General features: G+C 52.9%; 19 protein-coding genes and 1 pseudogene. 8 read left to right on the top strand and 12 right to left on the bottom strand.

Annotated elements, in window-relative coordinates:
- Positions 1-147: 147 nt before the first annotated feature.
- Both mobB and mobA read right to left on the bottom strand, forming a co-directional pair.
- On the bottom strand, positions 148-663 hold the full coding sequence (gene mobB / locus ACG0Z5_RS19930) for a molybdopterin-guanine dinucleotide biosynthesis protein MobB (protein WP_394450492.1): 516 nt from the start codon (positions 661-663) through the stop codon (positions 148-150).
- Complete coding sequence (gene mobA / locus ACG0Z5_RS19925) at positions 660-1244, bottom strand: molybdenum cofactor guanylyltransferase MobA (RefSeq protein WP_394450489.1); 585 nt, start codon at positions 1242-1244, stop codon at positions 660-662. The genes mobB and mobA overlap by 4 nt, the downstream gene beginning before the upstream one ends.
- Positions 1245-1313: 69 nt before the next feature.
- Between mobA and ACG0Z5_RS19920 the strand changes: the two genes are divergently transcribed.
- The 3 genes from ACG0Z5_RS19920 to dsbA all read left to right on the top strand — a co-directional run bounded on the left by ACG0Z5_RS19920 (position 1314) and on the right by dsbA (position 3304).
- A complete protein-coding gene (locus ACG0Z5_RS19920; protein WP_319629639.1) occupies positions 1314-1583 on the top strand; it encodes a YihD family protein in 270 nt (89 codons plus the stop codon).
- Positions 1584-1667: 84 nt separating this feature from the next.
- A complete protein-coding gene (locus ACG0Z5_RS19915) occupies positions 1668-2654 on the top strand; it encodes a serine/threonine protein kinase (RefSeq protein WP_394450486.1) in 987 nt (328 codons plus the stop codon).
- Between the two features lie 26 nt (positions 2655-2680).
- A complete protein-coding gene (gene dsbA, locus ACG0Z5_RS19910; protein WP_394450484.1) occupies positions 2681-3304 on the top strand; it encodes a thiol:disulfide interchange protein DsbA in 624 nt (207 codons plus the stop codon).
- 48 nt (positions 3305-3352) lie between these two features.
- On the opposite strand, the gene ACG0Z5_RS19905 is transcribed toward dsbA, so the two are convergent.
- Entirely contained in the window at positions 3353-4264 is a 912-nt protein-coding gene (locus ACG0Z5_RS19905; RefSeq protein WP_394450482.1) for an acyltransferase, read from the bottom strand.
- Positions 4265-4660: 396 nt separating this feature from the next.
- On the opposite strand from ACG0Z5_RS19905, the gene polA reads away from it, so the two are divergent.
- Positions 4661-7453 carry a DNA polymerase I gene (polA, locus tag ACG0Z5_RS19900; RefSeq protein WP_394450479.1) on the top strand — a complete coding sequence of 931 codons (2793 nt, stop codon included), beginning with the start codon at positions 4661-4663 and terminating at the stop codon, positions 7451-7453.
- 349 nt (positions 7454-7802) lie between these two features.
- Here the strand turns inward: polA and yihA are convergent, their stop codons facing one another.
- Positions 7803-8435: a ribosome biogenesis GTP-binding protein YihA/YsxC gene (gene yihA, locus ACG0Z5_RS19895; RefSeq protein ID WP_394450477.1), complete on the bottom strand. Its 633-nt coding sequence runs from the start codon at positions 8433-8435 to the stop codon at positions 7803-7805.
- Positions 8436-8681: 246 nt separating this feature from the next.
- On the opposite strand from yihA, the pseudogene ACG0Z5_RS19890 reads away from it, so the two are divergent.
- From ACG0Z5_RS19890 to hemN, 3 genes and pseudogenes are all read left to right on the top strand, one after another.
- Positions 8682-8909 (top strand): annotated as a pseudogene (locus ACG0Z5_RS19890) (hypothetical protein).
- A 111-nt stretch (positions 8910-9020) separates the two neighbouring features.
- Positions 9021-9536, top strand: a complete 516-nt coding sequence (gene yihI / locus ACG0Z5_RS19885) for a Der GTPase-activating protein YihI (RefSeq protein ID WP_394450475.1) — start codon at positions 9021-9023, stop codon at positions 9534-9536.
- A gap of 188 nt (positions 9537-9724) precedes the next feature.
- Positions 9725-11098 carry an oxygen-independent coproporphyrinogen III oxidase gene (gene hemN / locus ACG0Z5_RS19880; protein ID WP_394450473.1) on the top strand — a complete coding sequence of 458 codons (1374 nt, stop codon included), beginning with the start codon at positions 9725-9727 and terminating at the stop codon, positions 11096-11098.
- A gap of 43 nt (positions 11099-11141) precedes the next feature.
- On the opposite strand, the gene glnG is transcribed toward hemN, so the two are convergent.
- The 3 genes from glnG to glnA all read right to left on the bottom strand — a co-directional run bounded on the left by glnG (position 11142) and on the right by glnA (position 15288).
- On the bottom strand, positions 11142-12551 hold the full coding sequence (glnG, locus tag ACG0Z5_RS19875; RefSeq protein ID WP_394450471.1) for a nitrogen regulation protein NR(I): 1410 nt from the start codon (positions 12549-12551) through the stop codon (positions 11142-11144).
- 11 nt (positions 12552-12562) lie between these two features.
- Positions 12563-13612: a nitrogen regulation protein NR(II) gene (gene glnL / locus ACG0Z5_RS19870; RefSeq protein ID WP_394450469.1), complete on the bottom strand. Its 1050-nt coding sequence runs from the start codon at positions 13610-13612 to the stop codon at positions 12563-12565.
- Between the two features lie 266 nt (positions 13613-13878).
- Positions 13879-15288, bottom strand: a complete 1410-nt coding sequence (glnA, locus tag ACG0Z5_RS19865; RefSeq protein WP_319629629.1) for a glutamate--ammonia ligase — start codon at positions 15286-15288, stop codon at positions 13879-13881.
- Positions 15289-15668: 380 nt separating this feature from the next.
- On the opposite strand from glnA, the gene typA reads away from it, so the two are divergent.
- Positions 15669-17495 (top strand): ribosome-dependent GTPase TypA, encoded by a 1827-nt coding sequence (gene typA, locus ACG0Z5_RS19860; RefSeq protein WP_394450466.1) that lies wholly within the window; start codon positions 15669-15671, stop codon positions 17493-17495.
- A 75-nt stretch (positions 17496-17570) separates the two neighbouring features.
- On the opposite strand, the gene ACG0Z5_RS19855 is transcribed toward typA, so the two are convergent.
- The 5 genes from ACG0Z5_RS19855 to ACG0Z5_RS19835 all read right to left on the bottom strand — a co-directional run bounded on the left by ACG0Z5_RS19855 (position 17571) and on the right by ACG0Z5_RS19835 (position 26136).
- Positions 17571-20138, bottom strand: coding sequence for a PKD domain-containing protein (locus ACG0Z5_RS19855; protein ID WP_394450464.1), 2568 nt, complete (start codon positions 20136-20138; stop codon positions 17571-17573).
- A 263-nt stretch (positions 20139-20401) separates the two neighbouring features.
- Positions 20402-21799 (bottom strand): MFS transporter, encoded by a 1398-nt coding sequence (locus ACG0Z5_RS19850; RefSeq protein ID WP_394450461.1) that lies wholly within the window; start codon positions 21797-21799, stop codon positions 20402-20404.
- Positions 21796-23196: an MFS transporter gene (locus ACG0Z5_RS19845; protein WP_394450459.1), complete on the bottom strand. Its 1401-nt coding sequence runs from the start codon at positions 23194-23196 to the stop codon at positions 21796-21798. The genes ACG0Z5_RS19850 and ACG0Z5_RS19845 overlap by 4 nt, the downstream gene beginning before the upstream one ends.
- A 13-nt stretch (positions 23197-23209) precedes the next feature.
- Positions 23210-24082, bottom strand: a complete 873-nt coding sequence (locus ACG0Z5_RS19840) for a sulfite exporter TauE/SafE family protein (RefSeq protein ID WP_394450457.1) — start codon at positions 24080-24082, stop codon at positions 23210-23212.
- A gap of 14 nt (positions 24083-24096) precedes the next feature.
- Entirely contained in the window at positions 24097-26136 is a 2040-nt protein-coding gene (locus ACG0Z5_RS19835; protein ID WP_394450455.1) for an alpha-glucosidase, read from the bottom strand.
- Positions 26137-26145: the final 9 nt, after the last annotated feature.

The following is a 26145-nucleotide window of genomic DNA, read 5'->3' as shown; positions in this document are numbered from 1 at the left end:
ATGGTAGTGTGGGGTCTCCCCATGCGAGAGTAGGGAACTGCCAGGCATCAAATAAGCAACAGAGCCTCATGCGAAAGCATGAGGCTTTTTTACGTTTATACGATCGGTCACCAGATAACAGGCAATACAATGATTGCCTGGTCTGTATTATTTCTTCATTTCATCTGCACACCAATACTCAATAAAATCAGCTATTTGAGTGGTATTGTTTATATCCAGTAGAGGAACACACGCCTCAACAGGCGCATCGCTGGCCACCGCAATGACGTGTTCATCAATGAGCAGGTCTTCAGGCGGATGCCCCGTTCCTTGCCTGAACAGCAGAATTTTAGCGACAGACTCATGCTTAAACCCTTCGACGAGCACAAGATCGAGCGTAGATGCATCCATCCGGCTGACCAGATAGGCAAGGTTGAGCTCTTCCTCATCGGGTGTTTCAGTCATCAATGCCCAGCGCTGAGAGCTGGCCACCATGGTTTGTGCAGCCCCGGCTTTGCGAAGCTCATAACTGTCTTTACCGGGTGTATCAACATCCATTCGATGGTGGGTGTGCTTGATAAGACCGGGGCGTAACCCTCGGGCGCACAACTCAGGGATGAGTGCTTTCAATAAGGTTGTTTTTCCGGTGCCACTCCATGCGGAAATTGCCAGGACAGGGATCATTCTTTCTCCTGCATATTGCGCAGATCGTCTGGGGTATTTACGTTAATAAAAGCGCCTTGTACGTCGCTAAAGTCGACGCGATGCCCCTTCACCTGCTGTAGAAACACCATTACCCGACGCTCCCCGGCATGGAGATAATTCTCCAGCGATGACACAACGCTGCGATGAATTAGCGAGATCGCGGGATGATCGCGCTCGCCGTCATAGGCCCACACCGCAGGTGCATTCGCTTTCATTTGCCAAAAGCGTTCTGAAAGAAAGCGCGGAATAAAGGGAGTATCGCAGGGTGAAAACAAAAACCATTCACCGTGCGATTGCTGCATAACCGAAAGCACTCCTGCCAGCGGACCAGGATAATCAGCAAGCTTATCCTGAATGACAGGATAACCACTGGCTCGGTATACATCGAGCGAGCGATTAGCACTAATCACCAGCGACTGGGTTTGTGTGATGAGCCGCTGAGCGACATGCTGCCATAGAGCGGTGCCGTTCAGCAGCTGTAAGCCCTTATCTTCGCCCCCCATTCGACTCGCCTTACCGCCTGCCAGTACGACGCCGGTTATCCCATGATGCTGATTCACGAATATCGCCTCTTTTATTGTGGGTTTGACCCTGCTAACGTGTGACGGTTAAGCCTAAGGAGCAAATGAATGAAATGTAAACGTCTGAATGAGGTGATTGAACTCCTCCAGCCGGCCTGGCAAAAAGAGCCAGAGCTGAATTTGATGCAATTCTTGCAGAAACTGGCGAAAGAGTCAGGTTTTGACGGAGAGCTGACGGATCTTTCCGATGATATTCTGATTTACCACCTGAAAATGCGCGATTCTGAGAAAGATGCGGTGATCCCAGGTATTAAGAAAGATTATGAAGAAGATTTTAAAACCGCGCTGCTCCGTGCTCGTGGCGTAATTAAAGAGTAAAAGCTTGTAAGCGGCGCAACCGAAAAGCCTGTGAAATGATATCCTGAATTATTCGCAGTAATTTCCGGATGATCAAATAATCGGATGAACGATAAGGCTTTTACTTTCCAGACTCTTCACCCGGATACCATCGTAGATGCTCTTTTCGATCAGGGTATCCGGGTGGATTCGGGGCTGACCGCGCTCAATAGTTATGAGAACCGCGTCTGGCAATTTCAGGATGAAGACCGGCGTCGTTTCGTCGTCAAATTCTATCGTCCACAGCGTTGGTCGGCGGAGCAAATTCGTGAAGAACACCAGTTTGCGCTTGAGTTGCAAGCCGACGATGTTCCTGTCGCCGCACCTATCGCATTCGATGGCGAAACGCTGCTTAGCCAGCAGGGATTCTCTTTTGCTGTCTTCCCAAGCGTGGGCGGGCGTCAGTTCGAACCGGATAATCTGGATCAGATTGAATGGGTCGGCCGATACCTCGGTCGCCTGCATCAGACTGGCCGTAAGAAGCGCTTTAGTGCCCGGCCTGATATTGGGATTCAGGAATATTTACTGGAACCCCGTCAGATATTCGACGCCACTCCGCTGATCCCTTCATCCTTAAAGGCTGATTTCCTGGCTGCAACAGACAAACTGATCGACGCAGTCATGCAGCAATGGCACACCCGTTTTACCTCATTGAGACTTCACGGCGATTGCCATGCAGGCAACATTCTCTGGCGTGATGGGCCTTTGTTCGTCGACCTTGATGACGCCCGTAATGGCCCTGCGGTACAGGATTTGTGGATGCTGTTGCACGGCGATCGTGCTGAACGTCTTATGCAGCTCGATATCGTCCTTGAAGCCTATGAAGAGTTCAGTTCATTCGATACGGCTGAGCTTTCCTTCATTGAACCTTTACGCGCTATGCGTATGGTTTATTACCTGGCGTGGATAATCCGCCGCTGGGGCGATCCTGCTTTTCCGGTTAATTTTCCCTGGCTTACAGAGGAAGATAACTGGCGCAGGCAAACCCAAATGTTCCTGGAACAAGTCCGAGTTCTTCAGGAACCTCCATTACAATTAACGCCAATGTATTAACCGACATTTTCAGGAGAGAGTTAACAATGAAAAAGATTTTTCTGGCGCTGGCAGGAATGGTTCTGGCATTCAGCGCTTCCGCTGCGCAAATCACTGATGGAAAGCAGTACACGACGCTTGAAAAGCCCGTTGCTGGCGAGCCACAGGTTCTGGAGTTCTTCTCATTCTATTGCCCACACTGCTATCAGTTTGAAGAAGTGCTTCACGTGTCTGATACCGTGAAGAAAAAGCTGCCAGAAGGCACCAAAATGACCAAGTATCACGTTGAGTTCCTCGGCCCATTGGGTAAAGAGCTGACTCAGGCGTGGGCGGTCGCGCAGGCTCTGGGCGTAGAAGATAAAATCACGGCTCCAATGTTTGAAGCAGTACAAAAAACCCAGACCGTGCAGACTGTGGCTGATATTCGTCAGGTCTTCGTTAATGCGGGTGTTAAAGGCGAAGATTACGATGCTGCCTGGAACAGCTTCGTGGTGAAATCCCTGGTTGCTCAGCAGGAGAAAGCGGCCGCTGACATGCAGCTGCAGGGCGTTCCGGCGATGTACGTGAACGGCAAATACCAGGTGAATCCACAGGGTATGGATACCAGCAACATGGACGTGTTCGTACAGCAATATGCCGACACGGTGAAGCAGCTGGTTGAGAAGAAATAAAAAAACGCCGGTCTTTGACCGGCGTTACTATTTTATGGCTCGCAGGATTCAATAACCTGATTTAACACCCGCCCCCGCTTTAATCTCTTCGATCCGGGTATCTTTTTCGGCCCATAACGCATTTAGCCATTGCTGAAAACCACGCTTAAAGTTCTTATCATTCACGTAGTCGCCGTGCAGCTCATCGGCAATAGGCACCAGGTCGACACGAACGACAATGCGGGTTAATTTGCCGCTCAGCATATCGACAAAGGGCGTCCGATCGTTTTCAGGGTAGCAAAGCGTAACGTTCATTAACTTATCGAACTGACTACCAAGCACGTTTAAGGCCATCGCGATACCGGCTGCTTTCGGCGGGAGTAAATGCTGATAAGGCGAACGGGTTTGCTGATGTTTCTCATCTGTAAAGCGAGAACCTTCGACAAAATTCACAATGGTGGTCGGATGGTTACGGAATTTCTCACAAGAGCGGCGGGTCGTGTCGACATCTTTCCCGCGGCGCTCCGGGTGACGAAGCAAATAGCTTCTCGAGTAACGACGCATAAAAGGCATATCCAGCGCCCAACAGGCCAGTCCGATAAACGGGACCCATGCCAGCTGCTGTTTGAGAAAGTATTTATTCATCGGAATGTGTTTGCGGAACAGAACACATAGCACCACGATATCCGCCCAACTGCGATGATTACAAATAAGCAGATACCAATTTTTTTTATTAAGGCCTTCCAGACCCTCAACATCCCATTTCAGCCACGGGTTCAGGTGCAGGAGGAGCGCCAGGCCGGAGCACCAGCAATACATCATAAAGTTGCAGAATGCCGAAATGGAACGCCACACCACGGGAATTGGCAGAAGGAGCTTGATGAGTCCGGCAAAAATGATCGGCACGGCAAAAGCAATGGTCACGACAACGGTCAGGGCGACACTCAGCACAAGCGTTACCGCAGCGAGTAATCTCGACATAATTAATTTATTCAGATAGTTAATTGTATAAAGTGCAGCTTACGCAGGCGCAAGGGACTGATGTTACCAGAAATCACACCTAAACATCGGGACTACCAGGACAGAAAAATAACGATAAGTTATATCCACACGGTACAAATAGTCACCAATGATGTATTTAACGACGTGGATCTTAACTAACTCAATGAAAAATATAATTAATATTGTTACATTTAATCAGAGGGAAGCAGGATTTACTCGACGGAATAAATTTATGCACAAACTTATCCACAGAATGAGTTTGCGAGCGATCCCGAGGATCTATAAAACTTTTGCGGCAATAACGGCGAAAAACTCAAGTTTTACCTCTGTCTGTGGCATCCTTTACCCCTAATCTGATAAACAGGCACGGAAATTATGGTTCAGATCCAAGAAAACCCCCTCATCCTGGTTGATGGCTCCTCTTATCTCTACCGCGCATATCATGCGTTCCCCCCGCTGACTAACAGCGCGGGCGAGCCGACGGGCGCCATGTACGGCGTGCTGAACATGCTGCGCAGCCTGATCATGCAGTATCAACCAACTCATGCGGCGGTAGTCTTTGATGCCAAGGGCAAGACTTTCCGTGATGAACTGTTTGAACATTACAAATCTCACCGCCCGCCGATGCCTGACGATCTCCGTGCGCAGATTGAACCGCTGCACGCGATGGTGAAATCGATGGGCCTGCCACTGCTGGCGGTATCCGGCGTTGAGGCCGATGACGTGATCGGCACCCTGGCGCGCGAGGCGGAAAAAGCGGGCCGTCCAGTGTTGATCAGCACCGGTGATAAGGACATGGCTCAGCTGGTGACGCCAAACATCACGCTTATCAACACCATGACCAATACCGTGCTCGGCCCGGAAGAAGTAGTCACTAAGTACGGTGTGCCGCCGGAGCTGATTATCGATTTCCTGGCGCTGATGGGCGACTCCTCCGATAACATTCCGGGCGTGCCTGGCGTGGGTGAAAAAACGGCACAGGCGCTGCTGCAAGGATTGGGTGGACTGGATACCTTGTATGCCGAGCCGGAAAAAATCGCCGGGCTGACGTTCCGTGGGGCAAAAACCATGGCCGCGAAGCTCGAGCAGAACAGAGAGATGGCGTATCTCTCATACAAGCTCGCGACCATTAAAACCGATGTTGAACTTGAGCTGACCTGTGAGCAGCTCGAAGTACAGCCACCTTCAGCTGATGAGCTTCTGAGCCAGTTCAAACAGTATGAATTCAAGCGCTGGATAACCGACGTTGAAGCCGGGACCTGGTTACAGGCAAAAGGTGGAAAACCGGCGGCGAAACCAACGGCAGCGGCTTCAGCGGCTGTTGAAGAAGAAGCGGAAGAGCCTGCCGTGGCGCTTTCCTCTGACAACTATGTCACTATTTTTGATGAAGCGACGCTCTTACAATGGATTGAGAAACTGAAGAGCGCCCCTGTTTTTGCCTTTGATACCGAAACCGACAGCCTCGATAACATCTCTGCCAATATGGTAGGCCTGTCATTCGCTGCAGAGCCGGGTGAAGCCGCGTATGTGCCTGTCGCCCATGATTACATGGATGCGCCGGAACAGCTCTCTCGTGAGCGCGTTCTGGAGCTTTTAAAACCGCTGCTGGAAGATGAAAAGTGCCTCAAAGTCGGGCAGAACCTTAAATACGATCGTGGCATCCTGGCGAATTACGGGATTGAATTGCGCGGTATCGCTTTCGACACCATGCTGGAATCTTACACGCTCGACAGCGTGGCCGGGCGCCATGATATGGACAGCCTGTCCGACCGCTGGCTCAAACATAAAACCATCACCTTCGAAGAGATTGCCGGTAAAGGCAAAAACCAGCTGACCTTTAATCAGATTGCGCTGGAAGAAGCGGGACGCTATGCTGCAGAAGATGCGGACGTCACCCTGCAGCTACATCTGAAGATGTGGCCAAAATTGCAGAAGCACTCGGGTCCGCTGAATGTCTTCCAGACTATCGAAATGCCGCTAGTGCCGGTACTTTCTCGTGTGGAACGTAACGGGGTTAACATCGATCCTGACGTGCTGCACAACCATTCCGCCGAACTGGCCACGCGTCTGGTTGAGCTTGAGCAAAAAGCGCATGAAATTGCTGGTGAAGCCTTTAATCTCTCTTCCCCGAAACAGTTGCAGACTATCCTGTTTGAAAAGCAGGGCATTAAGCCGTTGAAGAAAACCCCTGGTGGCGCCCCGTCGACGTCGGAAGAAGTGCTGGAAGAGCTGGCGCTGGATTACCCGCTGCCTAAAGTCATCCTTGAGTATCGCGGCCTGGCGAAGCTGAAATCGACCTATACCGACAAGCTGCCGCTGATGATTAACCCGAAAACGGGCCGGGTACACACCTCGTATCATCAAGCCGTTGCGGCCACAGGACGCTTATCGTCCACAGACCCGAACCTGCAAAACATTCCGGTGCGTAACGAAGAAGGGCGTCGTATTCGTCAGGCGTTTATCGCGCCAGAAGATTATCTGATTGTCTCTGCGGACTACTCGCAAATTGAGTTGCGTATTATGGCGCACCTTTCACGCGATAAAGGTCTGTTGTCAGCCTTCGCGGAAGGCAAAGATATTCACCGTGCTACCGCTGCGGAAGTGTTTGGCCTGCCGTTGGATAGCGTCAGCAACGAACAGCGCCGCAGCGCGAAAGCGATTAACTTCGGTCTGATTTACGGCATGAGCGCATTCGGGCTTTCCCGTCAGCTGAACATTCCGCGGAAAGAGTCGCAGAAATACATGGATCTGTACTTTGAGCGCTATCCGGGCGTGCGTGAATACATGGAGCGTACCCGCGAACAGGCAAAAGAGCAGGGGTATGTTGAAACCCTGGAAGGCCGTCGTCTGTATCTGCCGGACATCAAATCCAGCAATGCGGCACGTCGCGCCGGTGCCGAGCGCGCAGCGATTAACGCCCCAATGCAGGGTACAGCTGCGGACATCATCAAGCGTGCCATGATTGCGGTCGATGCCTGGTTGCAGAAAGAGCAGCCGCGGGTGCGAATGATCATGCAGGTGCACGATGAACTGGTGTTCGAAGTGCATAAAGACGACCTCGACGCGGTCACGAAGAAAGTCCACGAATTAATGGAAAACAGTACTACGCTCGACGTCCCGCTGCTGGTGGAAGTGGGTAGCGGCGTGAACTGGGATCTGGCGCACTAAGTGACTGTCAGGTGGCGAAATATTCGCCGCCTGGACCCGTTTTGAGTTCAGAAATGACAGTGGGGCTTTTTGTAAGTAAGCAACATAACTTATAGCGTTTTGTGATGATCATCGGAATTCGCTATGTAAAGAGTGAAAAAAAACTACAAAAAGTGCTTTCTGGCCCCAGCAAAAAAGAGTAAAGTTATTCGCGTAGGGTACAGAGGTAAGATGTTCTATCTTTCAGACCTTTTACTTCACGTAATCGGATTTGGCTGAATATTTTAGCCGCCCCAGTCAGTAATGACTGGGGCGTTTTTTATTGCGTGAAAGAAAATAAAAAAGCGCGGAGAGCACCGCGCCTGAAGGGTTATTCCGCTTCGCTTTCTTCTTCCTGCGGGGCGATTTCGCTGTACCAGATATCGAGCTTCTGTCGCAGTTTATCCACACCGATTTTCTTCAGTGAAGAAAACGCTTCGACCTGAATATCGCCATTAAACGCCTGCACGGCTTCTCGCACCGTATTCAGCTGCGCTTTACGTGCGCCGCTCGCCAGCTTGTCTGCTTTCGTCAGCAGCACTAATATTTCGATATTGCTGTCCACGGCCCATTCGATCATCTGCTTATCAAGGTCTTTCAGCGGATGGCGAATATCCATCAGGACGACCAGGCCTTTCAGGCAGAGGCGCTTTTCCAGGTATTCGCCCAGCGCACGCTGCCATTTCAGCTTCATCTCTTCCGGTACTTCGGCATAGCCGTAGCCGGGTAAATCGACTACGCGCTTACCTTCAACCACTTCAAACAGGTTGATGAGCTGCGTACGGCCCGGGGTTTTTGAGGTACGCGCCAAGCCTTTCTGGTTGGTCAGGGTGTTTAGTGCGCTCGATTTACCTGCATTGGAGCGACCGGCAAACGCCACTTCAATTCCGGTATCGGACGGTAAGTGGCGAATATCTGGCGCACTAAGAATAAAATGCGTCTGTTGATAGTTCAGGGTAGTCAAAGGTGCATCTCCATAAAATCGGGCTATGGCGGGGAGTATACCTGAACAATGGCAAAAGGCGGCGTTTGTCGCGCGTTGCTGCTGTCAGTGTTATCCCTACAGTATGTAGGAGATTTGCCCTTCTCCCTATGCGATATTTAGGAAAAGTTGCAGGTCACTTTTTATGACATTATAAATAAATCAAAAAGTTAGCTTTCAGTATTATTCTGAAAGTCCATTATTGTGCCTGAGGGTGGCTTGTACGCTCTGCAGAACACGGTAAAGTACTTCTCATCAGGCGAGGATGCCGAAAGGAAAAGAACTCAGGACGAGGGTCAGGAACGCCAGGAGGCGAAGACGAAGGAATTGCCAGGAGGCAAACGTCCGGAGACGTTTTAAAGGGACAAGGACCAAGACACGGAGTGTTCTTCGCCAAAGGAAAAACAGGGTGTGTTGGTGGCAAACAGGGAATGTGAGACCTGTAATGGGTTATGAGTCAGGAAAAAAGGCGACAGATTACTCTGTCGCCTTTTTTCTTTGTCTGCTTTCTGCTAGATTCCGGCTCAATTCTATACTGAAGTAAACAACGTAAAGACACCCATCATCATGAAAAAACCAACATCCGCACCGCGCACTAAAGCCCCTGGCAAAGCCCGTCGTAAGACGCGTGAAGAGCTGAATCAGGAAGCGCGTGACCGTAAACGCGACAAAAAGCACCGGGGTCACGCAGCAGGTAGCCGCGCGACTGGCGGTGAGGCAGGCGCTGGTGGCAAAAAACAGGGCCAGCAGAAAGATCCCCGTATTGGCAGCAAAACCCCCATTCCTCTGGGCGCGGTAGAGCGTCCGGTAACCAGGCAGCAAAAACCGAAGAGCGAGAAACCTATGCTTTCACCGCAGGCCGAGCTGGATCTACTGGAGAATGATGAGCGCCTGGATGCGCTGCTGGAACGTCTGGAAGAGGGCGGAAGCCTGAACGCCGAAGAACAAACCTGGGTTGATGCGCAGCTCGATCGTATTGATGCGCTGATGCAGCAACTGGGTCTTTCTTACGACGACGATGAAGACGAAGAAGAAGACGAAGGCAAAGAAGACATGATGCGTCTGCTGAAGGGCGGAAACTAACGTTTGCACCCCCTCGGACTGCCCGTCCTGCTTATAACCCTTCTGGTTATGTGTTATCTGGGGTGGTTATTCGTTAAACTACGACGGTTGTCGCGGCGTCAACATTGGCTGCGCAACCGGCTGGGTTCCCGACCATTGGGCCCGCCGGCACGCCGTCGTCGTTCGCGATACCACCGGAAGGAGTAAGCATGTCTGAGCAGTTAATCGACTGGGATTTGGCCCTGATCCAGAAGTACAACTATTCCGGGCCACGTTATACCTCATACCCCACCGCGCTGGAGTTTTCTGACGCGTTCGGCGAACCCGATTTTCTCAACGCGGTTGCCCGTTATCCTGAGCGCCCGCTGTCGCTGTATGTCCACATTCCGTTTTGCCATAAGCTCTGCTATTTCTGCGGCTGCAATAAGATTGTGACTCGCCAGCAGCACAAAGCCGATCAGTATCTCGATGCGCTGGAACAGGAAATTTTGCACCGTGCGCCGCTGTTTGCCGGTCGGCAGGTGAGCCAGCTGCACTGGGGCGGCGGAACGCCAACCTATCTGAATAAAGCCCAAATCAGTCGTCTGATGCAGCTGCTGCGTGGAAATTTTGATTTCCGTACGGATGCTGAGATCTCTATCGAAGTTGACCCACGCGAAATTGAGCTGGATGTGCTAGATCATTTACGGGGCGAGGGCTTTAACCGTCTGAGTATGGGCGTGCAGGACTTCAACAAAGAAGTCCAGCGTCTGGTGAACCGCGAGCAGGACGAAGCGTTTATCTTTGCATTGCTTCATCATGCCCGTGAGATTGGCTTCTCCTCGACCAATATCGACCTCATCTATGGCCTGCCGAAGCAAACCCCGGAAAGCTTTGCCTTCACCCTCAAGCGGGTGGCTGAACTCAACCCAGACCGTCTGAGCGTGTTTAACTACGCGCATATGCCGAACCTGTTCGCGGCCCAGCGCAAAATCAAAGATGAAGACTTGCCGTCAGCCCAGCAAAAACTCGATATTTTGCAGGAAACCATCGCCTCGTTGACCGACGCTGGCTATCAGTTTATCGGCATGGATCACTTTGCCCGTCCTGATGACGAACTGGCTATCGCTCAGCGTGAAGGCGTGCTGCACCGTAATTTCCAGGGCTACACCACACAGGGCGACAGTGACCTGCTGGGTCTCGGCGTGTCTGCTATCAGCATGATTGGCGACTGCTATGCGCAGAACCAGAAAGAGCTCAAACGCTACTATCAGCAGGTGGATGAAAGCGGCAACGCGCTGTGGCGGGGAATTGCGTTGACCACTGATGACTGTATTCGCCGCGATGTGATCAAGTCGCTGATCTGTAATTTCCGTCTCGACTTCACGGTGGTAGAAAAACAGTGGGCGTTGGATTTTGAAGATTACTTTGCAGAGGATTTAAAACTGCTGGCCCCATTGGCGAAAGACGGGCTGGTGGACGTGACGGCACAGGGCATTCAGGTGACGCCAAAAGGACGTTTGCTGATCCGCAATATCTGCATGTGCTTTGATACCTATCTGCGCCAGAAAGCGCGGATGCAGCAGTTCTCTCGCGTGATTTAAATCATCCGTCCCGGCGACCTGTGCCGCCGGGTTAAACCTGTGCTTACTCCATTCCTAACTCTTTCAGCTTGCGGGTGAGGGTGTTTCGTCCCCATCCCAGCAGGCGGGCGGCTTCCTGTTTGTGCCCCTGCGTGTGACGCAGCGCGGTGGTCAGCAGCGTGCGCTCCATCTCAGGCTGGGCTTCCGACAGCAGGTTTTGATGACCGCAACGCAACGCCCGGTCAGCCCACTGCGCCAGCAGCGTTGCCCAGCTGTCCGGCAGGGAATGCGACGTACTTTCCGGAACGGTGCTTTCAAACAGTTCAGGCGGTAAATCCTGAATCAGCACTTCCTGACCGGCAGCCATCACCGTCAGCCAGCGGCAGGTATTTTCCAGCTGGCGCACGTTGCCTGGCCACGCGAGGCGCGTTAACGCCGCTTCGGTTTCGGCATGAAGCAGCTTGGCTTCCACTCCAAGTTCACGGGCGGCAACCTGCAAGAAATGACGCGCCAGGCGGGGAATATCTTCCCGGCGTTCGCGCAGCGGCGGCAGATGGACGCGGATCACGTTCAGGCGGTGGAATAAATCCTCACGGAATTTACCTTCCTGCACACGCAGTTCAAGGTTCTGGTGGGTCGCCGCAATGATTCGGACGTCCACTTTCACTGGCGCATAGCCGCCCACGCGATAAAACTGTCCATCGGCCAGCACGCGCAGCAAACGTGTTTGCACATCCAACGGCATATCGCCGATTTCATCAAGGAACAGCGTCCCGCCGTCGGCCTGCTCAAAGCGCCCCTGACGAATGGTATTCGCCCCGGTGAATGCGCCTTTTTCATGGCCAAACAGTTCGGATTCAATCAGGTCTTTAGGAATAGCGGCCATATTCAGCGCAATAAACGGCGCTTTGGCGCGTGGGCTGTGACGATGCAGCGCATGGGCGACCAGCTCTTTACCGGTCCCGGATTCCCCGTTGATCAGCACGCTTATTGATGAACGCGACAGACGACCAATGATGCGGAATACGTCCTGCATCGCCGGGGCTTCGCCGATAATATCCGTCGTCGGGCCAAAAACCGGCGCGTTACGCGGCTGTTGCTGTTCCTGATAATGGCTGATGGCGCGCTCGACCAGCGCTACCGCTTCATCAATATCAAACGGCTTAGGCAGATAGTCGAAAGCGCCCTGTTGATACGCGCTGACGGCAGCATCCAGATCGGAATGGGCCGTCATTATGATGACCGGCAGCATCGGATGGCGTTGTTTAATTTGTTTCAGCAGTGCCAGTCCATCCATGCCCGGCATACGGATATCAGACAGCAGCACGTCAGGCGTTTTGCTGGCCAGCGCATCAAGCACTTCGCTACCGCTTTCAAAGGTGGTACAGGTCAATCCTGCGCCCGTGAGCGCACGTTCAAGCACCCAACGGATGGAACTATCGTCATCAACGATCCAGGCTATCCCGCGTTGCATAAAATGCACCTCTATTTCCGAATGGGCAGATAAACCGAGAATTCGGTATGGCCCGGCCAACTGGTGAACTCAATTTTACCGGAGTGTTGATCGATCAGATTGCGGGCGATGGACAAGCCCAGTCCGGTGCCGCCTTCGCGTCCACTCACCATCGGATAGAACAACGTATCCTGCAGATGCGAGGGAATACCCGGCCCGTTGTCTTCCACATCAATGCGAGCCGCCAGACGGTAACGCACACCGTGTAACGTCAGCTGGAATGCGGTGCGGGTCCGTAGCACGATTTCGCCGCCTTCCGGGCCTAACGCCTGGAGCGCATTACGCACGACATTTAATAAAACCTGCTCTATCTGGTCGGGATCGTGCGGCAATTCTGGCAGGCTTGGATCGTAATCGCGTGTCAGACGTACGTTGTCCGGCAGCTCCATCGACACCAGTTTCACCACCCGCTCCGCCACTTTATGAATACTTTCTGTGACGTGCATACCCGGTTGCTGTGGGCCGAGTAAACGGTCCACCAGGTTGCGCAGACGATCGGCCTGCTCAATGATGACTTTGGTGTACTCCGTCAGCGACGGGTCGGGCAGCGCTTTGCTCAAGAGCTGTGCCGCGCCGCGCAGGCCACCGAGCGGGTTTTTGATTTCATGCGCCAGGCCGCGCACCAGGTCTCGTGCCGCCACCTGCTGGGCGTGTTGCAACTGCTCCTGGCTGAGTCGACGCTGGTTATCCATCGGTGCCATCTCCAGCAGAATCAGGCCATCAGGCAGCCGCTGGGCGGTTAAGGAAAGAATATGCGAGCGACCATCAATCACCAGCGTCACTTCGTTGTCAGTGAAGCCCTGACCCGCCTGCAGGCTTTCATGCATCAGGCCGATGTTCAGGGAAAAATAACTCAACAGTTCCGGCAGCGGTGTACCGAATAATTTACGCGAACTCTGGGCGAGCAGCTGCTGCGCTGCCGGGTTGGCGTAATGCACCGCCAGCTCGTCATCGACCAGTAAGATACTGTTGATTAAAGAATTGAGGATCTGCCCAGCATCGGGCAGCACGCCTGTTGCCATCCAGCAGTCTCCTGAAAAAGTGTGCACCAATTTAGTGCATTATAGCGGTTTTTGGTCGCTAAGCGTCTGAAATCAGTTAGTTGGTGGAGAAAAAAGCCCATCCGAAGATGGGCCAAAAGTTCCACGGCAACAAAATCCTCTACGTCTTTCTTACCGCAGCTGTGTTGGCTGCCTTTGCTCACCCCAGTCACATAGTTATCTATGCTCCTGGGATTCGCTCAGTTGCCGCCTTGCTGCGGCAAGAAATCCGCTGAGTATTATTTTTCTTAAACGCTGTAGTACAGCTCGAATTCAACCGGATGCGGAGTCATGCGAACGCGGTCGTTTTCTTCAATGCGCAGCGCGATGTATGCATCGATAGCTTCGTCAGTGAACACGCCGCCCGCTGTCAGGAACTCGCGGTCTTCGTTCAGGCAGTTCAGTGCTTCTTCCAGAGAACCCGCAACCTGTGGGATCTCTTTCGCTTCTTCCGGCGGCAGGTCATACAGGTTTTTGTCCATTGCTTCGCCTGGGTGGATCTTGTTCTTAATACCGTCCAGGCCAGCCATCAGCAGTGCTGCGAAGCACAGGTATGGGTTAGCCGCTGGGTCCGGGAAGCGCACTTCGATACGACGTGCTTTCGGGGACGCAACCACTGGAATACGGATAGATGCAGAACGGTTACGGGCAGAGTAAGCCAGCATAACCGGTGCTTCATAACCCGGGACCAGACGCTTGTAGGAGTTGGTGGTTGGGTTCGCCAGGGCGTTGATGGCTTTAGCGTGTTTGATGACACCGCCGATGTAATACAGTGCCTGCTCGGACAGACCTGCGTATTTGTCGCCAGAGAAGGTGTTAGTCCCGTTCTTCACCAGAGACATGTGGCAGTGCATACCGGAACCGTTATCACCGAACATTGGTTTTGGCATGAAGGTCGCGGTTTTACCGAAACGGTGCGCCACGTTGTGCACAACGTATTTGTAGATCTGAATTTCGTCCGCTTTTTTGGTCATGGTGTTGAAGCGGGTAGCCACTTCGTTCTGACCCGCAGTCGCCACTTCGTGGTGGTGAGCTTCAACTACCAGGCCCATCTCTTCCATCACCAGACACATGGTAGAACGCAGATCCTGTGAAGAATCTACCGGTGGAACCGGGAAGTAACCGCCTTTCACTGCTGGACGGTGACCTTTGTTACCGCCTTCGTATTTGGTTGCGGTGTTCCATGCGCCTTCGATGTCGTCGATAGCAACGTGTGAGCCGGAGATGGAGCTACCGAAGCGCACATCGTCGAACAGGAAGAATTCTGGCTCTGGTCCGAACAGGACGGTGTCGGCGATGCCAGTGGAGCGCAGGTATTCTTCAGCGCGCTTCGCGATAGAACGCGGGTCACGGTCGTAGCCCTGCATGGTGCCTGGCTCGAGAATATCGCAACGAATAATCAGGGTAGATTCTTCGAAGAACGGGTCAATGACAGCAGTGGTTGGGTCTGGCATCAGAACCATGTCGGATTCGTTAATGCCTTTCCAGCCACCAATCGAGGAGCCATCAAACATTTTGCCTTCTTCGAAGAAGTCAGCATTCACCTGGTGAGCAGGGATAGTGACGTGCTGTTCTTTACCTTTAGTATCGGTGAAGCGCAGATCAACAAACTTCACTTCATGCTCGTTCAGCATCGTCAAAACGTGTTCAGCGGACATACTTAAACTCTCCCGGATTTGTCATTGTCGTCGTGGTAACGAACTATTCTTGGCACTACGTTATGTGGCGTTGTTGCCTTGAAAAAGATAAAGCGAAATCTGTGCCAACTTTTAAATGCCCCCCAAAAGGCGTTATGATGCGCACCATAGTGCAAAAGGGCTGCACCATGATGGATATCTTGCACCAAAATAGTGCTCATGTGTGAAATACGGGCACTGTTTTGGTGCAATTTGTGTAATTAGGCCCTTTTTACTCTTCGTGAAAGCGATCACAGGCCAACTCTGCGATACTTGTTTGCAGAGGATGTTTGTGATCCTGTTTTGTAGTGCGATTAATCCGTGTACAATAACGCGCTATTTCTAATGCCTGAGGCAAAGTTGTGATCGAAAATCTGCGTAACATCGCCATCATCGCGCACGTTGACCATGGTAAAACTACCCTGGTCGATAAGCTGCTGCAGCAATCTGGTACTTTCAGTAACGAACGTGCTGAAGCCACCGAACGCGTGATGGACTCCAATGACTTGGAGAAAGAGCGTGGGATTACCATCCTCGCTAAAAACACCGCTATCAAATGGAATGACTACCGTATCAACATCGTTGATACCCCAGGCCACGCCGACTTCGGTGGTGAAGTTGAACGTGTAATGTCCATGGTAGACTCCGTGCTGCTGGTCGTTGACGCAATGGATGGCCCAATGCCGCAGACGCGCTTCGTAACCAAGAAGGCATTTGCCCATGGTTTACGTCCGATCGTGGTTATCAACAAAGTTGACCGTCCTGGCGCGCGTCCTGACTGGGTTGTGGATCAGGTCTTTGACCTGTTCGTTAACCTCGATGCTTCTGACGAGCAGCTCGACTTCCCAATCATCTATGCATCTGCACTGATGGGGATTGCCGGTAACGATCACACCGATATGGCGGAAGACATGACTCCGCTGTACCAGGCGATTGTTGACCACGTTAAAGCACCAAGCGTTGACCTTGATGGTCCGTTCCAGATGCAAATCTCCCAGCTCGATTACAACAACTACGTTGGTGTCATCGGTATTGGTCGCATCAAGCGCGGTAAAGTGAAGCCTAACCAGCAAATCACCATCATCGACAGCGAAGGTAAAACCCGTAACGGTAAAGTCGGTAAAGTCCTGACCCACCTCGGCCTGGAGCGTATTGAATCCACCGAAGCGGAAGCGGGCGATATCATCGCTATCACCGGTCTGGGCGAGCTGAACATCTCCGACACCCTCTGCGATGTGCAGGCGGTTGAAGCGCTGCCAGCGCTGTCCGTTGATGAACCAACCGTTACCATGTTCTTCAACGTCAACACCTCTCCGTTCTGTGGTAAAGAAGGTAAGTACGTGACTTCACGTCAGATCCTCGACCGCCTGAACAAAGAGCTGGTGCACAACGTGGCACTGCGCGTTGAAGAAACTGAAGATGCGGATGCGTTCCGTGTTTCCGGTCGTGGTGAACTGCACCTGTCCGTTCTTATCGAAAACATGCGTCGTGAAGGCTTCGAACTGGCTGTGTCCCGTCCGAAAGTTATCAACCGTATGATCGATGGTCGTATGCAAGAGCCGTTCGAGAACGTAACTCTGGATATCGAAGAACAGCACCAGGGTGCGGTCATGCAGGCTATGGGCGAGCGTAAGGGCGATGTCAAAGACATGATCCCTGACGGCAAAGGCCGTATTCGTCTGGATTACCTGATCCCGGCACGTGGCCTGATCGGCTTCCGTACCGAGTTCATGACCATGACGTCCGGTACCGGTCTGCTTTACTCCACCTTCAGCCACTACGACGACGTTAAGCCAGGCGAAATCGGCCAGCGTAACAACGGCGTACTGATCTCCAACGGTCAGGGTAAAGCGGTTGCGTTTGCTCTGTTCAGCCTGCAGGACCGTGGTAAGCTGTTCCTGGGTCACGGTGCAGAAGTTTACGAAGGCCAGATCATCGGTATTCACAGCCGTTCTAACGACCTGACTGTGAACTGCCTGACCGGTAAGAAACTGACCAACATGCGTGCGTCTGGTACAGACGAAGCAACGGTTCTGGTTCCACCGATCAAAATGACGCTGGAACAGGCTCTTGAGTTCATCGATGACGACGAACTGGTAGAAGTTACTCCGACTTCTGTCCGTATCCGTAAACGTCACCTGACCGAGAACGACCGTAAACGTGCTGGCCGTGGGCCAAAAGAAGCGTAATTAACGTCTTCTGCATGTAAAAAAGCCGCTGAATTTCAGCGGCTTTTTTTATGGCTTACGTCAGGTCATCAACGCTTAGCGTTTATCCCATGCGTCCTGCCAGTTGCTACCGGTTGCTGGCGCGTATGCCCAGGCTGCACCTGCACACCATCCTGAGTACGGGAACGGTTTACACTGATAAATGCTGCCATCCGCGGCCAGGACTTTGGTTCCGTCGGTGTAGCTGGCAAGACCATCAGGGTACACATAGTCATAATCTCCGGCTGGCGCTGGGGTCGGATCAGGCTGCGCCGCGGCGTGAACCTGCAACGTCACCTCACCATTCGCGCTCAGACCGCTCTGATCGGTGACTTTCACCTGCAGCGCATAGCTGGCTTCTTTCGCATCCGCCGGTTCGATAATGGTCAGCGTATTGGTATCCTGACCGCTGACCTGGCCAACGCCTGCCGGTAACGTCCAGTGCCACTTCAACTGCTGAGCGGTGCTGTCCGGGTCGGTCGCGGTGGCCACAATCGTCACCTGACTGCCCGCGTTGACCTGCTGCATTGTCGCTACTGACAGAGCCGGTTTAACAGGCTGATTCGGATCGGTCACCGTGACGGTGGTGTCTGCATGGGAAGACTGTTTGCCGTCATTAACCGTCACGCGGAAGCTGTAGCTCGCCTGTACCAGAGGTGAGGCAACGGTAAAGGTGGCTTTTGCCGCATTGGCGTTCGACAGTTTTACCGCTGGGCCGCTGAGTTGTTCCCACTGCCAGGTCAGGCTATCCCCGTCCTGATCGGAAGAACCGGAGGCATCCAGGGTAACCACGCCCGCTTTATCAATCTGCTGGCTGATACCGGCATACGCCACTGGTGGATGATTCTGGTTCGGGTTCGCTGAGTTTTGGGTAAACGGTGCAAACACATTGCTGTAGGCATACAGCGGTGCCTGCTGCTCGGTCATACCGCTATGTTCTGGCGAAACCTGTTTCTCGATACCCGGACGATCCCGCATCATGGACCAGGCACCAATCATGCCAATACCGTGATCTTTGGCATGCTGATAAACGTGGTGAGCGTCAGACATATAGAACACTTCGCCCTGCACGTCGTTATAGCCAATCATCGGCGTGGTGCCGAGCATGGCATATACGGCGTTGTCGCTCTTCTCAGGCCAGATAGCTTTAACCTGTTTAAAGAGGTTATCCACCGCATCGGTGGCGCATTTACCGTGGATATTCTGACCTTCTGTACCGTCAGACTGGCACTGGATATTGCCGTAATCCATCGTCATTACGTTCACGCCATCCAGCTCAACGCCTTTGGCCTTCGCGTCTTGCAACACATAGATGCCTTCAGGGGTCAGACCGGTCGGCAGAATCGGCAGGGTGTACCAAATTGCCACCTGACGGCCTTCTTTCTTCCACTGATCCTGTACGGCTTTAACGGCCTGGTTACGACGTCCGATAGACTCGTGGTCGGCAACCCAGGTACCTTCAATATCAAAATCCAGGACTTTGAGATTCAGGTTATCGACGATGTCGTAATAGTGCTGCTGGAGATCGGCCACATTTTTACAGCTTGCCGCCAGCGGGCTATTGTTCGCCCCGCCAATAGACACCATCACATCGCCGCCTGCTTCACGCAGCGCTTTGATTTTGCTGTACTGAGCGTAATCGCCCATGCTGTAAGCGGTACCCCAGGTTGGCATACAGGTGTCAGCGTCTTTTGAAACGACGAAGGCCAGCGTGTAGTGGGTTACGTTATTGCTTTGAGCAACAGAGGCGAGATCCGGGATGCTGTTGAGGGTGAAATCAACGTACGGGGCGTAAAACTGTTTAGGCCACGCGGATTTCGGGGTGCCTACGCGCTCTTTGGTATTGCCCCATTCCACATAGGCACGCCATGGCGACACGCCTTCTGGCGTCACGTCTTTGACCTGCCACTGTGCAATATACGGCGTGCCGTTCCAGGTCATCAATGCCCCTGCATCGTAAAGCGTATTCAGGTTCAGCGCCGGAGCGGCGTTTGCTTGTGCCTGAGTCACCGTGCTTGAGGCGCCTAACGGATACCACGGTTTGCCGTTATTTTTGGTTGGGTTTTGGTTTTCAGCTAATGCCGGATCGTTGGCATTGGTATAAAACAGCGCTTCATAAGACTGACCGTTGCGGGTAACAATATCGCCAGCGTTATAGACTTTTCCATTTTCCCATTCTGGCGTCGCCTGCCAGATTTTCCACGGGTTTTCTTTACCTGGAATATATGAATGGGCAGAAACTAATTCATTTGTTTTATATGTTGCACCGTTGTACTGCACTTTTTCGTCTTTGGAATAAGACTGATCCTGGCTGAATTCAGACAGGTTAACCGAATCGTTACCGCCAGCAATTTCACAATTAGTCGGGTTGCCGTATTGCGAGATTTCTTGTGCCGTCGCTCCGCGGCTTAAACGCCATGGGTTGGTGGCCTGATCCTGCTGTGCATTACCTGGGCACTGATCTGCACCAACCCACCATGCATTCTGGTAGACGCTATTATTGAAAATAACGTTGAATTGTTCGCTGCCTTCCTGGCCGTTCCATGCTTCTAATGCGAAGGCTTGCCCAGCAACACAAAGGGCACCCATGCCAAATAAGGCTTGGGTTAGTTTATTAATCCGCATAATAATATTTCCATTAGTTATGTATGAAGGATTTAAATTCGTGATGTGAATGATATATAAAAAACCACGAATTAATCGTGGAGATACTAATCCAATGTTATAGCTAAATAAAGATTTTTAAGGATAATCCGCACGGCAAGTTAATAAACAAGATTAATGTATTATTAAGTTTAATTAATTATATGGTTTTCTTAGGTGTTATTTTTTGAGTTTATTTTAATGATTCAATGTACTTGCCCCTCTATCTGGAAAAGGCGGAGAAGTTAAACTCCGCCGCTTTCTTGTGCCAGACTCCTCAGATTTTTCCGTTGTGCTATCTCTGCAATGATTGCCGTAAATCGTGCTTCGTTAAGTTGGTAAAAGAAACCCATCGTGATTGCGGCCAGGATAGCCAGCCCGCAGGGCCAGAGGAAAATCAACTGGCGCAGTCCGAGCAACGCGTCGGCACTTTGTACGGCATTGGGAACATAGCCAATTTGAGTGAGCATAATACCTGGCAGGAAACCGGCGAGCGCAGCCGATATCTTGCGGGAGAAGGTATAACCGGTATAGACAGAGCCTTCCGCCCGAATGCCCGTTTTCCATTCACCGTAATCGACGGTATCAGGGACCAGCGCCCAGTTAAGACTGTTCACAAATGCGGTGCCAAAAAACGCCATACACGAGAAGGACACAAACAGTAGAGAGGAATTACCGCAGAAATAGTTCAGTATGTCGCCCACCGCCCACAGCATCAGGCCGCCGAGATAAACCTGTTTCTTACCGAATCGTTTTACGGCGGCAGGCACCAGCAGTACGCCCAGCAGAATGCAGCCCATGCTGAAAAATCCCATCCACGACAGCAAATGAACGTCATTGAGCACGTACTGAGTGTAATAGACCTGAATGGCGAGCTTGATGTTGAATGCCGCCAGGGTACAGAGATTGGCGATACACAGCACCAGCAGCGGCGGGTTACGGAAGATGGCGCAGAACGATTTCATTATGCTGGGTTTGTGATGATCGGGCGTGGCCTCGACATAGCGTTCCTTGACGCCGCGATAGCACCATCCCATGCATAACAGCCCGGCGGTAACAAAAAGCAGTGCTGCCACCAGATACCCCGTCGATGGGTTGGCGTGGAACATCGCCTGAACAGGCATAAACCCAACCGTACACAACAAAAGTCCGAGGGTGGCTCCCCCCTGACGCCACGCCGCCAGATGTGCCCGTTCATGCGGATTTTTTGTGATCGCCGGAACCATCGCGCCATAGGAACAATTCATCAGGCTGTAGAATAAGCCGAACAGCATAAACAGCAGGATGGCGATCGCCGTTTTCATCGTCAGGCTGAAATCGTTAGCGATAAACTGCGCCGAGGCGGCAAGGGCCACCGGGACGGCGGCATAGAGAATAAAGGGTCTGAATTTTCCTTTCGGGCCAAAATGGCGTCGCGAATCCAGCAGAACCCCGGTCAGCATATCGGTGAAGGCGGTAAAAAACTTCGCGACCAGAAAGATAATGCCACCGTAAAAAGCGGGCATCCCCAATTGGTCGGTGTAGAACTTCAGCAGATATAACGTACCGATACTCAGCATCAGATTTGACCCCAAATCGCCCATGCCGTAGGCGCATTTCTCACGCAGGCTTAGCTTCAGGGTTAACGGATCATGGCGGCTCATGTTGTGCCCTCAAGACGACGCGCCTCAATCTCTGCCACGATGCGGACATACATCTTCTCGTTGAGGTTGTAGAAGCAACTCATCGCCAGAATCGTAATCACGGCCAACACGCAGGGCCAGATGAAAATCAGCTCACGCAGACCTTCTACCGTGCTGGTGGACTGCACTACGTTTGGCACGTAACCAATTTGCGTCAGCATCCAGCCCGGGAAGAATCCCGCTAACGCCTGTGAAACCTTACGAAAGAACGTAAAGCCGGTATAAACCGTCCCTTCCGATCGCACACCGGTACGCCACTCGCCGTATTCCACGGTGTCGGAAACCAGAGCCCAGTTCAGGCTGTTTACAAACGCCGAGCCGAAAAAGGCCAGACACGAGAAGGCAACAAAACTGACCGAACCTCCGCCAAAGAAGTAGTTGAGCAGATCGCCTGCTACCCAGGTCAATAGCCCGCCGATGTAGACCTTTTTCTTTCCAAAACGGCGAACGGCACCGGGCATCAGGAACACGCCGATGAAAATGCAGCCCATGCTGAAAAAGCCCATCCAGGAGAGAAGAATGGGATCGTTCAGCACGTACTGGGTGTAATAAACCTGAATCGCGAGCTTGATGTTAAAGGCACCGAGGGTGCACAGGTTGGCGATGCAAAGGATAAACAGTGGCCGGTTGCCCGCAATCGCGCGAAAGGACTGCAGTAAGCCAGGTTTTTGAGCCGGAGTTGCCGATGGGGAAGCGACGTAACGCTCTTTAACGCCGACGTAGCAGCACCACATAAAGAACAGACCGACCAGCGAAAACAGCGTGGCAGCAAACAGATAACTCAGTTGGGTATTGTCTTCAATCAGGTTCATGACCGGCACAAAGCCCACGGTGCACAGCAGCAGGCCGAGAGTGGCCCCGCCCTGACGCCAGGCCGCCAGCGAAGCGCGTTCGTCAGGGTTTTTGGTGATAGCAGGCACCATCGCGCCATAGGAACAGTTCATCATGCTAAAGAACAGGCCGTACAGCATAAACAGCCCCGTGGCCATGACCGTTTTGCCCGTCATCTCAAACGGTGTACCGACAAAGTTGGCAATCGCCAGCAGCGTCACCGGAAACGCCGCATAAATCACGAACGGGCGGAATTTTCCCGCTGGGCCAATCTTTTTGCGCGAATCGAGCATGATGCCGGTGCCCATATCGGTAAACGCGGTAAAAAACTTTGCCACCAGAAAGATGATGCCGCCGTAGGTTCCGGGCAGACCCAGCACGTCGGTGTAGAACTTCAGCAGATAGAGCGTGCCAATATCCAGCAGGATGTTTGAGCCCAAATCGCCCATCCCATAAGCGAGTTTTTCACGGAACGGTAAACGTAAACGGGCCGGGTCGCTGACATTTTCGGTCGCTGTCTGACGCATAGTCTTTTCTCCATTAAGCCTGATTGATGGCGCGAATCGCCGCGACTTTTTTGCCAAAGAGGAGGTGCAGCGCCAGTAGCAGAGCGAATGGCGGCAGCAGCGCACTCAGTGCAGAGATGCCCATTGCGCCTTTGATCAGCATCGCCCCGGAGGCAATCAGCAGCAAAAAGACCATCAGTCGGAAGACGTTCACGGAAATGCGTTTATGCACGTACTGACCCACCAGCGAGCCGAGGATCATGGTGGGAACGCAGAACAGCACCAGTTTGAGGGTCGAAATAGTCAGAATGCCGCTGGTGGTGAGTCCGCCGATAATGGCGAGGTTATTGGCGGTGAAAAACGCATTCAGGGTGCCACGAAATGCGGCCGGAGCCAGATTGCGCAGCATGCCGTAAATCACTACCGGTGGACCGTTGGTGGAAAACGCCGAGCCTAAGGCCCCGGCGATCGCCCCGATCGGTATGGCTATCCAGTTTTTGTCATAAACCGGCAGGCGGGGAATAAACAGGCTGTAAAAGGAGTAGAGAATGAGAAACGCGCCGAGGCCAACTTTCATGATGTGATCGGGCAAATAGGAAAGCGCATAAATGCCTACCGGGATGCCTGCGAAGGAAAACAGAATCAGCACCAGGGCCGATTTCCATTGGGTTTCTTTCCGCGAAAGCCAGGTGGCATACAACGCCGTCGCTGTGCCGACAATGACCGACATCGGGGCCGCCATTTTGAGCGGCAACAACAGCGTTATCAGCGGCATCGTGGTAAGCGCCCCGCCAAAACCGGCGCAGATACCCACGAAGGTATACATAAACATGATCGCGATAACGACAGCGACCGTGCCGTTATCCAGAGGGATGCCATCCGGGGTCAATAGCAGGAAGAAGTCCATGATGTCTCCTTGTGTCACTGCGCGGCAATCTGGCGCAGTGAGGCAAACAACGGCTGCCATTCACTGTTCGCCCGATAAAAGACCGGGGGCTGACCGAGCGGAGCCGCCACGGTAACGTTCTCGCCGCCACTGTGGCATTCACCCGTCCAGGCATTGATCCACGCGTCCTGCGGCAGATACAGCGTCCAGTCGCTGCGACCCTGTTCGTACACGGGCGCTACCAGCAAATCGCGACCAAACAGATACTGATACTTCAGGTCGTAGGTATGGGCGTCGTTTTCGTAATGCAGGAACAAAGGCCGCATCACCGGCAGGCCGCTACGGGCATTCTGGGCAACGGCCTGTTTGATATAGGGTTTCAGGGTGGTGAAGACGGTGGTCATGCGCGCGAAGTGGGCGATAGTTTCGGCGTCGCTGTCAAACTGCCAGTTGTCACCCGGGCGGTTGCCCTCATGGGTGCGCATCATCGGCGTAAAGGCGCTGAAATCACACCAGCGCAGCAACAGTTCTTTACTGCGTTTCATCTCAAACAGGGTGGTATAACCGCCGATATCGCTGTGATGCAGGCCATGCCCGCTCATCGCCAGAGAAAGCGCGGCGGGGATCACCGAGGCGAGACCATCGTCCAGGCTCCAGTCAACGTTCTGATCGCCTGCCCACATCATTAATGAATGCTTCTGGCTCCCGGTATAACCGGCGCGCATAAAGAACAGGGTTTCGCCCAGCTGGCCGGTTTCTTCCAGCGCCTCGTAATTGCACTTCGCCCACAGTGCAGGCCAGGCGTTGTGCATAATTTCTGCGCTGACGCCGTTATGCAGGAAGGTATCGGTCGGCAAGTACTCACCAAAGTCAGCCATCCAGCCGCTGCACCCAAGATCGATAAGATTCTTTTTAATGAGCGCCTTATACCAGTCGTAGGCTTCCGGGTTGGTCAGGTCGATAACCCCGGCGTAGAACTCGCCGAACTCAACGTGATAATCCTTTCCTTGCGCATCTTTGGTCAGATAGCCGTGTCTGGCTGCCTCTTCGCATAACGCTCTGTCACTGGCGAGATAAGGGTTGATGTAGCTGAGAAACTGCACGCCTTCCTGCTTCCATTGGGCGATACGTTCATCAAGCTGAGGATAAAGCTCGCTGTTCCATTCCCAGTTCCACATCACACGCTTGCCAAAGGAGGTCATCCGTATACCCGACCAGTCCTGCGTCCAGAGGCCGTTCACCTTCACCCCGCCCTGGCGCAGAGTATCCAGCTTGTGCTGGCAAACGTCCGTTCCGCCCTGAACGCCGAGCGTCACGCCGTCATATACCCAATCTGGCAGTTCCGGCTGTCGTCCGAGCCGGGCTGTCAGTTTTTCCAGCAGACCGATGTAGGTGGCGGCGCATTCGATGCGAAGGGTTGCGTTATCTTCCCAGAATGCCAGCTCGTGAAAATCGGGGTCGCTGAAATCAAAATTCATGTAGCCGCTGTTCTCAACGTGGCAGTAGTACTTCTGGGTGCTGACAAAGGTCGGTTGCGGGAAAAAAGTCCAGTAGTAGTCTCCCCCGGCATTTTCTTTGCAGTCCGCCTGCCAGGTGACATAGCTGCTCTTATTGCGCCCGACGCCCTGTTCGCTGGTCCACAGTGGGAACGGTTTGCCGCGCAGATCGAAATAAGAAAATTGCTCGCCGCAGCCGTAGATATGATCGGCAGGCATGGCCGCGAGCCGCAGCCAGATACGGTTATGGCCGGGATGTTCATTATGGAGTTTCAATGACAGGCAGCCGCCGTCATCACGGCTGATATCCAGGGCAGCGTGTGCGGTATCGCCGCGCGAAAAGCGAAGAGTCCAGCCGGATGGCTGTGGCATCACGGTCACATCGGTGAGGGCAATCTTCTCGTTGAGTCTGTCTTTAATACTGAAGTTGCCGCGGAACATCTCAATATCGGCCGTGCCGGTACCAATCCACAGACACGGGGCGTGGCGGGTATGGCGCAGGATCAGGCGTTCCTGGAACGACAGCTCAAAGCCGTCGTCGAGCGTAATCATCTTAAGTTCAGGGTATTGCGAAGCCATGATTATCTC

The sequence above is a fragment of the Scandinavium sp. M-37 genome (assembly GCF_043558715.1).
Taxonomy (GTDB): Bacteria; Pseudomonadota; Gammaproteobacteria; order Enterobacterales; family Enterobacteriaceae; genus Scandinavium; species Scandinavium vulneris_A.
Note: the sequence above shows the minus strand (reverse complement) of the source record. Positions and strands in the feature narration are given on the sequence as shown.

Coding starts and splice junctions, on each gene's coding strand:
- mobB (WP_394450492.1), bottom strand. CDS start 663: ATGATCCCTGTCCTGGCAATTTCCGCATGGAGTGGCACCGGAAAAACA.
- ACG0Z5_RS19920 (WP_319629639.1), top strand. CDS start 1,314: ATGAAATGTAAACGTCTGAATGAGGTGATTGAACTCCTCCAGCCGGCC.
- ACG0Z5_RS19915 (WP_394450486.1), top strand. CDS start 1,668: ATGAACGATAAGGCTTTTACTTTCCAGACTCTTCACCCGGATACCATC.
- dsbA (WP_394450484.1), top strand. CDS start 2,681: ATGAAAAAGATTTTTCTGGCGCTGGCAGGAATGGTTCTGGCATTCAGC.
- ACG0Z5_RS19905 (WP_394450482.1), bottom strand. CDS start 4,264: ATGTCGAGATTACTCGCTGCGGTAACGCTTGTGCTGAGTGTCGCCCTG.
- polA (WP_394450479.1), top strand. CDS start 4,661: ATGGTTCAGATCCAAGAAAACCCCCTCATCCTGGTTGATGGCTCCTCT.
- yihI (WP_394450475.1), top strand. CDS start 9,021: ATGAAAAAACCAACATCCGCACCGCGCACTAAAGCCCCTGGCAAAGCC.
- hemN (WP_394450473.1), top strand. CDS start 9,725: ATGTCTGAGCAGTTAATCGACTGGGATTTGGCCCTGATCCAGAAGTAC.
- glnG (WP_394450471.1), bottom strand. CDS start 12,551: ATGCAACGCGGGATAGCCTGGATCGTTGATGACGATAGTTCCATCCGT.
- glnL (WP_394450469.1), bottom strand. CDS start 13,612: ATGGCAACAGGCGTGCTGCCCGATGCTGGGCAGATCCTCAATTCTTTA.
- glnA (WP_319629629.1), bottom strand. CDS start 15,288: ATGTCCGCTGAACACGTTTTGACGATGCTGAACGAGCATGAAGTGAAG.
- ACG0Z5_RS19855 (WP_394450464.1), bottom strand. CDS start 20,138: ATGCGGATTAATAAACTAACCCAAGCCTTATTTGGCATGGGTGCCCTT.
- ACG0Z5_RS19850 (WP_394450461.1), bottom strand. CDS start 21,799: ATGAGCCGCCATGATCCGTTAACCCTGAAGCTAAGCCTGCGTGAGAAA.
- ACG0Z5_RS19845 (WP_394450459.1), bottom strand. CDS start 23,196: ATGCGTCAGACAGCGACCGAAAATGTCAGCGACCCGGCCCGTTTACGT.
- ACG0Z5_RS19840 (WP_394450457.1), bottom strand. CDS start 24,082: ATGGACTTCTTCCTGCTATTGACCCCGGATGGCATCCCTCTGGATAAC.
- ACG0Z5_RS19835 (WP_394450455.1), bottom strand. CDS start 26,136: ATGGCTTCGCAATACCCTGAACTTAAGATGATTACGCTCGACGACGGC.